The sequence below is a fragment of the Streptomyces sp. NBC_00872 genome, assembly GCF_045161915.1.
GTDB lineage: Bacteria > Actinomycetota > Actinomycetes > Streptomycetales > Streptomycetaceae > Streptomyces.
Window position 1 is genome coordinate 7244842 of sequence record NZ_CP108806.1, and the last position, 13072, is coordinate 7257913.

At 70.1% G+C, this 13072-nt stretch carries 12 protein-coding genes; 11 read left to right on the plus strand and 1 reads right to left on the minus strand.

What is annotated here, in order from left to right; translation table 11 throughout:
• Window positions 1–11 precede the first annotated feature (11 nt).
• The 11 genes from OG214_RS30975 to OG214_RS31025 all read left to right on the plus strand — a co-directional run bounded on the left by OG214_RS30975 (window position 12) and on the right by OG214_RS31025 (window position 11189).
• Complete coding sequence (locus tag OG214_RS30975; protein WP_363084302.1) at window positions 12–1271, plus strand: MFS transporter; 1260 nt, start codon at window positions 12–14, stop codon at window positions 1269–1271.
• Between the two features lie 9 nt (window positions 1272–1280).
• A complete protein-coding gene (gene pafA, locus OG214_RS30980; RefSeq protein WP_363084303.1) occupies window positions 1281–2642 on the plus strand; it encodes a Pup--protein ligase in 1362 nt (453 codons plus the stop codon).
• Window positions 2643–2758: 116 nt separating this feature from the next.
• Window positions 2759–3694 (plus strand): FKBP-type peptidyl-prolyl cis-trans isomerase, encoded by a 936-nt coding sequence (locus OG214_RS30985; protein ID WP_363084304.1) that lies wholly within the window; start codon window positions 2759–2761, stop codon window positions 3692–3694.
• A 43-nt stretch (window positions 3695–3737) separates the two neighbouring features.
• Entirely contained in the window at window positions 3738–4112 is a 375-nt protein-coding gene (locus OG214_RS30990) for an FKBP-type peptidyl-prolyl cis-trans isomerase (RefSeq protein ID WP_046498814.1), read from the plus strand.
• A gap of 126 nt (window positions 4113–4238) precedes the next feature.
• Window positions 4239–5195, plus strand: coding sequence for a WYL domain-containing protein (locus tag OG214_RS30995; protein ID WP_363084305.1), 957 nt, complete (start codon window positions 4239–4241; stop codon window positions 5193–5195).
• 17 nt (window positions 5196–5212) lie between these two features.
• A complete protein-coding gene (locus OG214_RS31000) occupies window positions 5213–6169 on the plus strand; it encodes a WYL domain-containing protein (RefSeq protein WP_365900458.1) in 957 nt (318 codons plus the stop codon).
• Window positions 6170–6214: 45 nt separating this feature from the next.
• Window positions 6215–6466: a hypothetical protein gene (locus OG214_RS31005; RefSeq protein WP_363086196.1), complete on the plus strand. Its 252-nt coding sequence runs from the start codon at window positions 6215–6217 to the stop codon at window positions 6464–6466.
• A 59-nt stretch (window positions 6467–6525) separates the two neighbouring features.
• A complete protein-coding gene (locus tag OG214_RS31010; protein ID WP_363086195.1) occupies window positions 6526–6723 on the plus strand; it encodes a hypothetical protein in 198 nt (65 codons plus the stop codon).
• Window positions 6724–6978: 255 nt separating this feature from the next.
• On the plus strand, window positions 6979–7272 hold the full coding sequence (gene tatA, locus OG214_RS31015) for a Sec-independent protein translocase subunit TatA (RefSeq protein WP_363086194.1): 294 nt from the start codon (window positions 6979–6981) through the stop codon (window positions 7270–7272).
• 45 nt (window positions 7273–7317) lie between these two features.
• Window positions 7318–8259: a twin-arginine translocase subunit TatC gene (gene tatC / locus OG214_RS31020; RefSeq protein ID WP_363086193.1), complete on the plus strand. Its 942-nt coding sequence runs from the start codon at window positions 7318–7320 to the stop codon at window positions 8257–8259.
• Window positions 8260–8360: 101 nt separating this feature from the next.
• Complete coding sequence (locus OG214_RS31025; protein WP_363082238.1) at window positions 8361–11189, plus strand: DEAD/DEAH box helicase; 2829 nt, start codon at window positions 8361–8363, stop codon at window positions 11187–11189.
• Window positions 11190–11312: 123 nt separating this feature from the next.
• On the opposite strand, the gene OG214_RS31030 is transcribed toward OG214_RS31025, so the two are convergent.
• A complete protein-coding gene (locus OG214_RS31030; protein WP_405986580.1) occupies window positions 11313–13058 on the minus strand; it encodes an allophanate hydrolase in 1746 nt (581 codons plus the stop codon).
• Between the last annotated feature and the right edge of the window lie 14 nt (window positions 13059–13072).

Genomic DNA, 13072 nt, shown 5'->3' on the forward strand with positions numbered 1-13072 from the left:
AGGGGCGGCCCATGGCCACCGGCTACGTGGACATCCTCAAGGCGCCGCACGCCGCCCGGCTGCTCGCCGGCACACTCGTGGGCCGGCTGCCGAACGCCACGGGTCCCATCGCCGTCGTACTGCTCGTCCGGGGCGGCGGCGGCAGCTACAGCCTCGCCGGCGCGCTCGCGGCGGTGTACGGGGTCTCCAACGCCGTCGGACAGCCGCTGCTCGGCCGGGCGGTGGATCTGTACGGCCAGCCCCGGGTGCAGCTCCCCGCCGCCGTGGTCTCCGCGCTCGGCGCGGTGCTGCTCGTCATGGCCGGGACCGGCTCCCCGCTGCTCGCGTACGGCGCCGTCGTGGTCGCGGGACTGTTCACCCCGCCGCTGGAGGGCGGGCTGCGGGCCCTGTGGCCCGATGTCCTCGGTGGTGAGGAGCGGGTGCACCGGGCCTACGCCATGGACGCGGTGGCGCAGGAGATCATGTTCACCGTCGGCCCGCTGCTGGTCACCCTGCTGGTCGCGCTCTGGTCACCGGCCATCGCGCTGCTGGTCGTCAACGCGATCGGGGTGCTCGGCGCGCTCTCCGTCGTCCTCTCCGCGCCCTCCCGCGCCTGGCGCTCGGCGCCCCGTGAGGCGCACTGGCTCGGCGCCCTGCGCTCGCCGGGTCTGCTGGCCCTGCTGGGCGCGTTCCTCTTCGTCGGGACAGCTCTCGGCTCGATCACCGTCGCGGGCGTCGCCTACGCCGACGACCAGGGCCGGGAGTCCGTCTACGGCTGGCTGATGGCCGCGCTCGGCCTCGGCGCGCTGGTGGGCGGCTCGGTGTACGGGGCCCGGCAGTGGACCGGCACCCCGGAGCGGCGGCTGCGTGCCATCGTCCTCCTGCTGGCTCTCTGCTATCTGCCGCTGACACTCACGCCCGGTGTGCCCGCGATGACGGCTCTGGCCGCCGTCGCCGGGATCTTCCTCGCGCCCGCGATCGCCTGCGCCTTCATCGTCGTCGACCGGCACGCGCCGCGCGGCACCGTCACCGAGGCGTTCTCCTGGCTGGTCACCACCATCGGGGTCGGTTCCGCGCTCGGCACGGCGGCGGCGGGGCCCGCCGTGGAACTGGGCGGCACCTCCGCGAGCTTCGCGGTCGCGGGGGCCGGAGGTGTCGCCGCTCTGCTGGTACTGCTGGCCACACAGCGGGTGCTCGCCGCTCCCGAGCGGAGCGCCGATGCCACCATCCGGACGGAAACAGATCAAGGCGGAGCGGCCGAACCCGGTTTCAGCTCTGGTCATCAGGCGTAATGTTCAGACATGGACCGCCGCATTTTCGGGCTGGAGAACGAGTACGGCGTCACGTGCACGTTCAGGGGACAGCGCCGACTGTCACCTGACGAAGTGGCGCGCTACCTCTTCCGCCGTGTTGTCTCATGGGGCCGCAGCAGCAATGTCTTCCTGCGGAACGGCGCCCGTCTCTACCTCGACGTGGGTTCGCATCCGGAATACGCAACTCCGGAATGTGACAATGTGACCGAGCTGGTCACCCACGACAAAGCGGGCGAGCGCATTCTCGAAGGCCTGCTCGTCGACGCCGAACGCCGCCTGCACGAGGAGGGAATCGCGGGCGACGTCTATCTCTTCAAGAACAACACCGACTCGGCGGGAAACTCCTACGGCTGCCACGAGAACTATCTCGTCGCCCGCCATGGAGAGTTCTCCCGGCTCGCGGACATCCTCATCCCCTTCCTCGTCACCAGGCAGCTCCTCTGCGGCGCCGGCAAGGTGCTCCAGACCCCTCGGGGCGCGGTCTACTGCGTCAGCCAGCGCGCCGAGCACATCTGGGAGGGCGTCAGCTCCGCCACCACCCGCTCCCGTCCGATCATCAACACCCGTGACGAGCCGCACGCGGACGCGGAGCGCTACCGCAGGCTCCATGTCATCGTCGGCGACTCCAACATGTCCGAGACGACCATGCTGCTCAAGGTCGGCGCCACCGATCTCGTGCTGCGCATGATCGAGGCGGGCACCGTGATGCGGGACCTCACCCTGGAGAACCCGATCCGGGCGATCCGTGAGGTCAGCCATGACCTCACCGGCCAGCGCAAGGTGCGGCTGGCCAGCGGCCGGGAGGCCTCCGCGCTGGAGGTCCAGCGGGAGTACTACGAGAAGGCCGTGGACTTCGTGGAGCGCCGGGGCATCCGCACCGGCACGGTCGACCAGGTGCTGGAACTGTGGGGCCGCACGCTCGACGCGATCGAGGAGGAGGACCTCGACCGTATCTCCACCGAGATCGACTGGGTGATGAAGTACCAGCTCATCGAGCGGTACCGGGCCAAGCACAATATGACGATGTCGCATCCGCGGGTCGCCCAGATAGATCTCGCCTACCACGACATCCACCGCCGCCGGGGCCTCTACTACCTGCTGGAGAAGCGCGGCCAGGCCGCCCGGATCTGCAACGATCTCAAGATCTTCGAGGGCAAGTCCGTGCCCCCGCAGACCACCAGGGCGCGGCTGCGCGGCGACTTCATCCGCAGGGCCCAGGAGCAGCGCCGGGACTTCACCGTCGACTGGGTGCATCTCAAGCTCAACGACCAGGCACAGCGCACGGTGCTCTGCAAGGACCCGTTCCGTTCCGTGGACGACCGGGTGGAGAAGCTGATCGCCGGTATGTAGCCGGTGCGCGACACATCGCCGCAATGCGGTCCGGGCCCTGTACGTACACGTACAGGGCCCGTGCCACGCCCTAGAGTGTCGGGCAACTACTGTGCCGTCTGAGATCTGAGGAATACGTGCGCCGACTAGCCGGCCTGATCGTTATCCCCTTGCTGCTGCTGTCGACAGCGGCGTGCGGCGATGACGGAGGCTCCGACTCCGCCCCGTCCAAGAACGGACTTCCCGCGATCACCGCGGGCACCAAGTTCGGCCAGAAGCCGACCCTCGCCAAGGGGGAGGGTACTCCGCCCAAGGAGCTCAAGGTCGACGTCATCAGCCAGGGTGACGGTGCCACGGTCAAAAAGGGTGACGCGATCCAGGTCAACTACCTGGGCCAGAGCTGGGACTCCGACAAGCCGTTCGACAACAGCTTCGACCGCAAGCAGCCCTTCGATCTGACGCTGGGCGCCGGCATGGTCATCAAGGGCTGGGACCAGGGCCTGGAGGGCCAGAAGGTCGGCAGCCGCGTCGAGCTGGGCATTCCGCCGGAGCTCGGATACGGAGCGCAGGGCCAGGGCGACATCAAGCCCAACGCCACACTGGTCTTCGTCGTCGACATTCTGAAGGCGACCCAGGTCCCGGTCTCCGCCAAGGGCACCGCGGTGGCACAGGACAACATCGATCTGCCGAAGGTCGGGACGAACGACGACGGCAAGGAGCCGACGGTCACGATCCCGAAGGGCGACCCGCCGAAGGAACTGGTCTCCTCCTATGTGCTGGAGAGCGACGGCCCGGTAGTCAAGGACTCGGACACGGTCGTGCTGAACTACGCGGCGTACCTCTGGAAGGACCGCAAGCAGTTCGACAGCACCTACAAGACGGGCCGCACCACGACCTTCCCGCTGCCCCAACTGACCCTGAAGGGGCTCAAGTCGGGGATCGTCGGCAAGAAGGTGGGCAGCAGGATCCTGATCGTGATCCCGCCGGACCAGGCCTTCGGTGACCAGGAGCAGCAGGGCATCCCGAAGAACTCCACGCTGGTGTTCGCGGTGGACATCCTGGCGAAGGTGTAAGACTGTCCCGGTTGCCCCGTTCATCATTTAGAGGAGCAGTTCAGTGAGCATCGAGAAGCCCGAGATCGACTTCCCGGGTGGCGAGCCGCCGGCCGATCTGGAGATCAAGGACATCACGGAGGGCGACGGCCCGGTGGCCAAGGCGGGCGACACCGTCTCCGTCCACTACGTGGGTGTGGCCTTCTCCACCGGCGAGGAGTTCGACGCGTCCTGGAACCGCGGCACGCCGCTCCAGTTCCAGCTCGGCGCCGGCCAGGTCATCGCCGGCTGGGACCAGGGCGTCCAGGGCATGAAGGTCGGCGGCCGGCGGCAGCTCACCATCCCCGCGCACCTCGCCTACGGTGAGCGTGGCGCCGGTGGTGGCCGTATCGCCCCGGGCGAGACGCTGATCTTCGTCTGCGATCTGGTCTCCGTCTGATCCCGTCAGGACGAAGACCCGAGGGCCCGTGCCGACCGCATGGGCCCTCGGCTTTTGTCCCGACACCCCGGGGCGGTACGGTCAACGAGCGGAGGCCGCAACGATCAAAAGGGGTGCAAGGCGTCGATGGCCATTGCCAAGGCCGAGCGACTGATGAATCTGGCGCTGTGTCTGCTCGGGACCCGGCGTCCGCTCAGCAAGCGCGAGCTGCGGGGCTCCATCGAGGCCTATCTGGAGGCGGGCACCGACGATTCCTTCAACCGGATGTTCGAACGGGACAAGGAAGATCTGCGCGAACTCGGCCTGGTCATCGAGACGGTGGAGAACCTCGACGGTGAGACCGGCTATCTCGCCCGGCGCGACAGCAACCGGCTGCCCGCGATCACCCTCGACGCCGAGGAGGCCGCGGCCCTCGGACTGGCGGCCAAGGTCTGGCAGCAGGCCCGGCTCGCGGGCGCGGCGAGCGGCGCCCTCCAGAAGCTGCGCGCCGCCGGGATGCCGGAGGCGGAGGACGCGTACGAGGCGCACCACAGCGCGCTCGAACCACGGATCCCGGTCCATGAGGCCGCCTTCGAACCGCTGATGCTCGCCTGCCGTGACCGGCGGCCCGTCATCTTCGACTACCGCAAGGCCAACGCGGCCCGCCCCGAACAGCGTCAGGTCGAGCCCTGGACACTGGAGTGCTGGCGTGGGCACTGGTATCTGGCCGGCTGGGACCGCGACCGCGGCGCCGAGCGTGTCTTCCGGCTCTCCCGGATCACCGGCAGGGTCCGCTCCCGCAGCGGGGCGTTCACCGCGCCCGTGCCCGATGTGGTGACCGTACGGGAGACCGTGGAGAGCTGGGCGGGGGAGACCGCGACCCGCTCCGCGCTGATCAAGCTCCGTTCCGGCTGCGGCTATCCGCTGCGCTCCCGGGCGGTCTCGTCCAGGGAGCTGGGGGACGGCTGGGACGAGCTGGAGATCCCGTACGGGCACGGCCTGGACGCCTGGCTGGTGGAGTTCGGCCCGGACGTGGTCGTACTGGAACCCGCCGATCTGCGGGCCGATGTGGTGGAGCGGCTGCGCGCCGTGGCCAAGGGCTGAGGGGGACTCGGACAACCATGGCAGCCAACGCCATCGACCAGACCCGGCGGATGCTCTCGCTGGTGACCTATCTGCGGGAGCGCCCCGGTGCCCATGTCAGCGATGTGGCCCGCGCGTTCGGGATCACCGAGGACGAGCTGATCTCCGACCTCGATGTCCTTCCGATGTGCGGGACCAGCTTCCGCGGCGGCGATCTGCTCGACATCGACACCGACGGCGACCGGATCTGGTGGCACAACCCGGACGATGTCGCCGAGCCGCTGCGGCTCGCCGCCGACGAGGCCACGGCGCTGCTCGTCGCGGCCCGCGCCGTCACCACCCTGCCGGGGCTGAGGGAGGGCGACCGGCAGGCGCTGCTGCGCGCCACCGCCAAGCTGGAGGCCGCGGCCGGGGAGGCCGCGGGAGCCAGCTCCCGGCTCTCGGTGACCTTCGAGTCCGAGGGCGGGGTGTTCGCCGAGGTCGACCGGGCCATCTCCGAGCGCCGCAGGCTCTGGCTGCGTTACTACTCCCCGGCGCGTGACGAGCTGACGGAGCGCGAGGTCGACCCGATCCGGCTGTTCGCCGTGGGCCACACCTATATGGAGGCCTGGTGCCGGCTCTCCGAGGCGCGGCGTACGTTCCGGCTCGACCGGGTCGCCGAGATCAGGCTGCTGGACGCCCCCGCCGCCCCTCCCGAACTGGAGCTGAGGGATCTGTCCGAGGGGCTGGTGCAGCCGTCCGCGGAGGATCCCGAGGTGGTGGTCGAGGTCGGGCCCGGCGGCCGGTGGGTCGCGGAGTACTACCCGCACGACAGCGCGGTCGAACTTCCCGACGGCGGCCTGCGTATCACACTGCGGACCCCGGCGCCCGCCTCGCTGAGACGGCTCGCGCTGCGGCTCGGCGGTGACGGACGGATCGTCTCGCCGCGGGACCTCGCGGAGAGCGCGCGGCTGGCGGCGGGCGAGGCGCTCGCGGCCTACGACGGCCGCGAGTGAACGGGAAACGGGCGGAAAGAAGGAGATCCGAGGAATATGTCGGCAATGTCTGAAGTGTCGGAAATCTCGACGGTGCTCCCCGTTCTCTTCAAGGCGGCCTGTCCGGAGTGCCGCGCCCGTTTCGAGCTTTCGGCCGGCGCGCTGCGGCTGGCGATCGGGGCCACCAGGAAGACCACCTTCTACTCCTTCACCTGTCCCGAGTGCGAGAGCCCGGTGCGCAAGCCCGCCGGGGAACGCATCGTCGAACTCCTCACCGGCGGCGGGGTGCGGACGCTGCGTCTGCACGCCACCTCGTAGACCTCGCCACCCCCCTTCAAGAGTCGTCTCACCCTTCAAGAACGGTCTAGGCTCCGCTCATGTTCTGGCCCATGCTCGCCATCGCCCTGGGGTTCTGCGGGATCGCCGTGCTCGGTGTCCTGGCGGTCCGGGTCTTCGCCGAGGCCCGGCGGCTCGGCCGGCAGGTCGCCGCGACCACCGAGCGGATCAACCGGGCCGCGGAGGATCTGGAACGCGCCGCGACCCGGCTGGCCTCGACGGGAGAGACACTGCGGTAGTGATGCCACCGCCCTCCGTCGCCATGGGCGCGGACGGTACGCTGGCGATCGCGACCCCTCCGACAGGACCGGGACGATGCCGGACGGTCCGGCGCGGGTCGCGATCAGGGGTAAGCGGAGCATTCGGGAGTATGCACAGGCATTGCCCCGCGTTTACCCCTGCGGGTTACGATCGCAGCGAGTACTAAGGCCGGACACCGGTTCGGTTGTACGGGCAGCCCCCGCCCAGCCGCCTCAGCGAGAAGGAAGTCGTACATGATCGGCAATCTGAAGCCCCTCGAGATCGTTCTGATCATCGTTGTCATCCTGTTGCTGTTCGGTGCCAAGAAGCTTCCCGACATGGCCCGTTCGCTCGGCAAGTCGGCCCGCATCCTCAAGAGCGAGGCCAAGGCCATGAAGAAGGACGACGAGAGCGCGGCTCCCGCGGCCGAGCAGGCCGCCGACGCCACGGCCCAGCAGCAGGCCGCTCCGAGGACGATCCAGGCTTCGCCCGGGGACGTCACCAGCTCCCGTCCGGTCACCGAGCCGAACCGCACCGCCCAGAGCTGACACGCATCCCACTGACGGCTGCCGCTACGAGACGAGGGACGCGGGTTGCTCAAGTCTGCCCGGAAGCAGGAGAAAGACGTCGAGGGGCGCATGCCCCTCGCCGAGCACCTGCGTGAACTGCGAAACCGCCTGCTCAAGTCGGTCCTGGCGATCCTGGTCATCACAGTCGTCGCCGCGTTCTACTACAAGGACCTCATCGAGTTCATGATGAAGCCGATCCTCGACTCGGTGGGCTGCGTCGACGGTGCCTTGAAGCAGAAGAACGGTCAGGCCTGCGCGGACATGACCGTCAACGGTCTGATCTCGCCCTTCTCCATCGCGCTGAAGGTCTCCCTCGTGTCCGGCGTGGTGCTGTCCACGCCGGTCTGGCTGTACCAGCTCTGGGGCTTCCTGGCGCCCGGTCTGCACAGCCACGAGAAGAGGTACGCGCTGTCGTTCGTGGGGATCGGCGTCCCGCTCTTCCTGAGCGGCGCCGTCCTCGCGTACAAGATCCTTCCCCAGACCGCCACGATCCTGCTCGACTTCACCCCGGACAACGCGCGCAACCTGCTGCCGCTCGACGAGTATCTCGATCTCGTGGTCCGTATGGTGATCGTCTTCGGTCTGGCCTTCGAACTGCCACTGCTGCTCGTCCTGCTGAACTTCACCGGAGTGCTCACGGCGAAGCGGCTCGCCTCCTGGTGGCGTCTGATGGTGATGGGCATCACGCTCTTCGCCGCGTTCGCGACACCGACCGGTGACCCGCTCACCATGCTGTCGCTGGCCCTCCCCATCGTGGTGCTCTACTTCCTGGCACTGGGTGTCTGCTTCCTCAACGACCGCCGTCGCAGGCGCAACAACCCGGACGCGGATCTCGACGACGACGAGGCCTCCGATCTCGATCTGACCCCCGAGTCCGTCGGGGCGATCGAACCCGTCTCCCCGCCCGACCGGTCCGACGGCACCGGCCGTACGAACCGGCTGAACGGTTACGACGACATCACCTGACGTCCCCCGTGCGGCGGCCCCACCGGCCGCCGCACGGTGCTTTCCAAGGACGATTAAAGATCGGCTGACTGTCCGAGGCGGCGGGTAGGCTCGACAGCAAGATGACAGAGGACCTCTCCCCAGCCGAGCGGTACGCCGCCGCGCGGACTCGCGCCGCCGAGCAGGCCACGGCGCTCGCACCCTTCCGCGAGATGTACGACTTCGCGCTCGACCCCTTCCAGATCGAGGCCTGCCGGGCCCTGGAGGGCGGAAAGGGCGTACTGGTCGCCGCGCCCACCGGCTCGGGCAAGACGATCGTCGGTGAGTTCGCCGTGCACCTGGCCCTGGCCGAGGGCCGCAAGTGCTTCTACACCACGCCCATCAAGGCGCTCTCCAACCAGAAGTACGCCGATCTGGCCAAGCGCTACGGCGCGGACAAGGTCGGCCTGCTGACCGGGGACAACAGCGTCAATCCCGAGGCTCCGGTGGTCATCATGACCACCGAGGTGCTGCGCAACATGCTCTACGCGGGCTCCCAGTCGCTCCTCGGCCTCGGCTATGTGGTGATGGACGAGGTCCACTACCTCTCCGACCGGTTCAGGGGCGCCGTCTGGGAAGAGGTGATCATCCATCTGCCCGAGTCGGTCACACTTGTCTCGCTCTCGGCGACGGTCTCCAACGCCGAGGAGTTCGGTGACTGGCTGGACACCGTCCGTGGTGACACCGAGGTGATCGTCTCGGAGCACCGGCCCGTGCCGCTCTGGCAGCATGTGCTGGCCGGCCGCCGGATGTACGACCTCTTCGAGGAGGAGTCCGACCACGGCGGCCGTGGTGTGGCCAAGCGGGAGGTCAACCCCGATCTCGTCCGGCTGGCCCGGATGGAGAACCAGCGCACGTACAACCCGCGCGAGCGCAGACGCGGGAAGATGATCCGCGAGGCCGACCGGGAGCGCGAGCGCAGACAGCGCGGCCGGATCTGGACACCGGCCAGGCCCGAGGTCATCGAGCGCCTCGACGCCGAGGGTCTGCTGCCCGCGATCACCTTCATCTTCAGCCGGGCCGGCTGCGAGGCCGCCGTGCAGCAGTGCATGTACGCGGGCCTGCGGCTCAACAACGACGAGGCGCGGCGCCGGGTCCGCGAGATCGTCGAGGAGCGCACCGCCTCCATCCCGGGCGAGGATCTCCATGTCCTCGGGTACTACGAATGGCTGGAGGGCCTGGAGCGGGGTATCGCCGCGCACCACGCGGGGATGCTGCCGACCTTCAAGGAGGTCGTCGAGGAGCTGTTCGTCCGCGGTCTGGTCAAAGCGGTCTTCGCCACCGAGACACTGGCGCTCGGCATCAACATGCCCGCCAGGTCCGTGGTGCTGGAGAAGCTCGTCAAGTGGAACGGCGAGCAGCACGCCGACATCACCCCCGGCGAGTACACCCAGCTCACCGGGCGGGCGGGGCGCCGGGGCATCGATATCGAGGGCCACGCCGTGGTGCTCTGGCAGCGCGGTATGGACCCGGGCGCGCTCGCCGGGCTGGCCGGGACCCGGACATATCCCCTGCGCTCCAGCTTCCGGCCCTCGTACAACATGGCCGTCAACCTCGTGCACCAGTTCGGCCGGCACCGCTCGCGCGAACTGCTGGAGACCTCCTTCGCCCAGTTCCAGGCCGACAAGTCGGTCGTCGGGATCTCCCGCCAGGTGCGGAAGAACGAGGAGGGGCTCGACGGCTACCGCGCGGGGATGACCTGCCATCTCGGGGACTTCGAGGAGTACGCGCGGCTGCGCCGCGATCTCAAGGACCGTGAGACCGATCTGGCCAAGCAGGGCGCGGCGCAGCGCAGGGCCGCCGCGGCCTCGTCGCTGGAGAAGCTCAAGGCCGGCGATGTCATCCATGTGCCGACGGGGAAGTTCGCCGGTCTCGCCCTGGTGCTCGACCCCGGGCTGCCGGCCGGACGCGCCAACGGTCACCGCGGCTTCGAGCACCAGGACGGGCCACGGCCGCTGGTGCTGACCGTCGAGCGGCAGGTCAAACGGCTGGCCTCGATGGACTTCCCGGTTCCGGTGGAGCCGCTGGAGCGGATGCGGATCCCCAAGTCGTTCAACGCGCGCTCGCCCCAGTCGCGCCGCGATCTGGCGTCCGCGCTGCGTTCGAAGGCCGGCCATATCGTGCCCGAGCGGCACCGCAAGCAGCGTGCGGCGGCGGCCGACGACCGGGAGATCGCCCGGCTGCGCACGGAGCTGCGCGCCCACCCCTGTCACGGCTGTGACGAGCGCGAGGACCACGCGCGCTGGGCCGAGCGCTATCACCGGCTCCAGCGGGACACCCGCCAGTTGGAGCGCCGGATCGAGGGGCGGACGAACACCATCGCCCGTACGTTCGACCGGATTGTCGCGCTCCTCACCGAGCTGGACTATCTCCGGGGCGACGAGGTCACCGAGCACGGCCAGCGGCTGGCCCGGCTCTACGGCGAGCTGGACCTTCTCGCCAGCGAGTGTCTTCGTGACCGCGTCTGGGAAGGGCTCACCCCCGCCGAGCTGGCCGCCTGTGTCTCCGCGCTGGTGTACGAGGCCCGGCAGTCCGACGACGCGGTGGCACCGAAGCTGCCGTCGGGCAAGGCGAAGGCCGCGCTCGGCGAGATGATCCATATCTGGGGCAGGCTCGACGCCCTGGAGGAGGATCTGAAGATCAACCAGGCGGAGGGCGTCGGCCAGCGCGAGCCCGACCTCGGGTTCGCCTGGGCGGTCTATATGTGGGCCTCGGGCAAGGGGCTCGACGAGGTGCTGCGCGAGGCGGAGATGCCGGCCGGTGACTTCGTCCGCTGGTGCAAGCAGGTCATCGATGTGCTCGGCCAGATCGCGGCGGCGGCGCCGCGTGAGAACAGCACGGTCGCGAAGAACGCGCGCAAGGCGGTCGACGCGGTGCTGCGCGGAGTGGTGGCGTACAGCTCGGTCGGCTGAGGCGGCCGAGGAGGTGTGCCCGGCGGTCGGCTCCGTACACCGCCGGCCGGGCCGTATGCCGGTGACCGGCCGGCTGCCCTGTCGGGGCGGCCCGGCCGGTCGGTCTTCCGGCCGCCCCGCCGGTCAGTGGTGTGCGTCGGCGTACGGCCGCCAGCCGCCGTACTCGGTGATGTCCTGGGCACCGGTGAGCGCGGCGGGTTCGCAGAGGAAGCCCGGGACGGTCGTCGCGTCGGCCAGTTCCACCCGGCCCAGTGTCATGGGACGGGGAAGCGCGGCGGTGAGCGAGCCGAGTGCCTCGGCGGACAGTTCCCAGATCTCGGCCTCGATCGCGGCTCCCGCCGGGCCCTTGTGCACGAGTCCGGGCTTCGGCGGCTCGGTGGGCAGGGCGTACAGCCGGTAGACCGGTGCGGTGGTCGTCGTACGGACCAGCCGGGCACCCAGGGCCAGAAGCTGTGGATTGAGCGGCTGACCCGTCAGATGCGCCCCCACCACCGCGAGCCTGACGGGCGGGGTGAGCAGCGCGGCCAGGCCGGCCAGACGCTCGTCCGTACCCGCCGCGCCGATGAGCATGACGCCGAAGGGATGGCCGCGCACCTCGCCGCCGGGGACGGCGACCGCGGCCAGATCGAAGAGATTGGTGGAGTTGGTGAACCGGCCCAGCCGGGCGTTGGCGCCCAGCGGATCGGCGGCCACCTCCGCGAGCGTGGGATGGCCGGGAGCGGTCGGCAGCAGCAGCGCATCGGCGTCCCCCAGGGCGCCCAGCGCCGCCGTACGCAGCGAGTCGAGCCGCGCCTGATCGGCGTAGAGCCGGTGCGCGGGGATGTCACGGGCCCGGCGGATGATCCCGGCGACGGTCGGGTCGAGACCGGCCGCGCCGGTGTGCGCGTCGCCGGTATGCGCGTCGCCGGTGTGCGCGTCTATGAAGGCGCCCACGGCGGTATAGCGCTCGGCGACGAAGGCCCCCTCGTACAGGAGCGCCCCCGCCTCGGTGAACGGCGCCGGGTCGAGGGGCACCAGCCGGGCCCCCGCCGCCGCGAGCCGGGCCGCGGCGGCTTCGTACGCCTCCGCCCAGCCGTCGTCCAGCGGACCGAGCGAGTCGGGCGGCGGCACCGCGACCCGCCATGGTCCCGGCGTACGGTGCGGGGCCTCGCGGCCCGGCGGTACGGACATCAGCGCGAGCGCCGACCGGGCCTCGGGGAGCGTGCGGGCGAAGACGGTGACACAGTCCAGGCTCGCGCACGCCGGGACCACCCCCTCGGTGGGCACCAGACCGCGGGACGGCTTCAGTCCGACGATGCCGTTGAAGGCGGCGGGTACCCGGCCGGAGCCCGCGGTGTCGGTCCCCAGGGCGAGATCCACGATGCCGAGGGCCACGGCGACGGCGGATCCCGAGCTGGATCCGCCGGAGACGCGCTCCGGGGCATGGGCGGCGCGAACGGCGCCGTAGGGCGAGCGGGTACCGACCAGACCGGTGGCGAACTGGTCCATGTTGGTGGTGCCGAGGACCAGCGCGCCCGCCTCCCTGAGTCGTGCCACGGCCGGGGCGTCACGCTCGGGGAGATACGCGTACGAAGGACACCCGGCGGTGGTGGGGAGCCCGGCCACATCGATATTGCCCTTGACGGCCAGGAGCCGGCCGGCGAGGGGAAGCGGGTCGCCGGACATGCCGGCGGCGCGGGCGTCGGCGTCGGCGCGGGCGTCGAGCGCGCGGGCCTCGGCCTCCACCTCGGCCTGGGGCCGCAGAGTGATCCAGATCTCGGGGCGGTCGACGCGTGCGATCCGTTCATAGGCGGCGCGGACCCGGGCGAGCGCGGAGAACGGGGGGCGGGACACGGCGGACGAGAAGGGCGCGCTGGACGAGGCGGGCATGGCGGTGAGGGCTC

Bases quoted from the DNA above. Each gene is read 5' to 3' on its own strand.
- pafA (WP_363084303.1), top strand. From the start codon at position 1,281: ATGGACCGCCGCATTTTCGGGCTGGAGAACGAGTACGGCGTCACGTGC.
- OG214_RS31010 (WP_363086195.1), top strand. From the start codon at position 6,526: ATGTTCTGGCCCATGCTCGCCATCGCCCTGGGGTTCTGCGGGATCGCC.
- OG214_RS30995 (WP_363084305.1), top strand. From the start codon at position 4,239: ATGGCCATTGCCAAGGCCGAGCGACTGATGAATCTGGCGCTGTGTCTG.
- tatA (WP_363086194.1), top strand. From the start codon at position 6,979: ATGATCGGCAATCTGAAGCCCCTCGAGATCGTTCTGATCATCGTTGTC.
- OG214_RS31000 (WP_365900458.1), top strand. From the start codon at position 5,213: ATGGCAGCCAACGCCATCGACCAGACCCGGCGGATGCTCTCGCTGGTG.
- OG214_RS31025 (WP_363082238.1), top strand. From the start codon at position 8,361: ATGACAGAGGACCTCTCCCCAGCCGAGCGGTACGCCGCCGCGCGGACT.
- OG214_RS30975 (WP_363084302.1), top strand. From the start codon at position 12: ATGGCCACCGGCTACGTGGACATCCTCAAGGCGCCGCACGCCGCCCGG.
- OG214_RS31005 (WP_363086196.1), top strand. From the start codon at position 6,215: ATGTCTGAAGTGTCGGAAATCTCGACGGTGCTCCCCGTTCTCTTCAAG.
- OG214_RS31030 (WP_405986580.1), bottom strand. From the start codon at position 13,058: ATGCCCGCCTCGTCCAGCGCGCCCTTCTCGTCCGCCGTGTCCCGCCCC.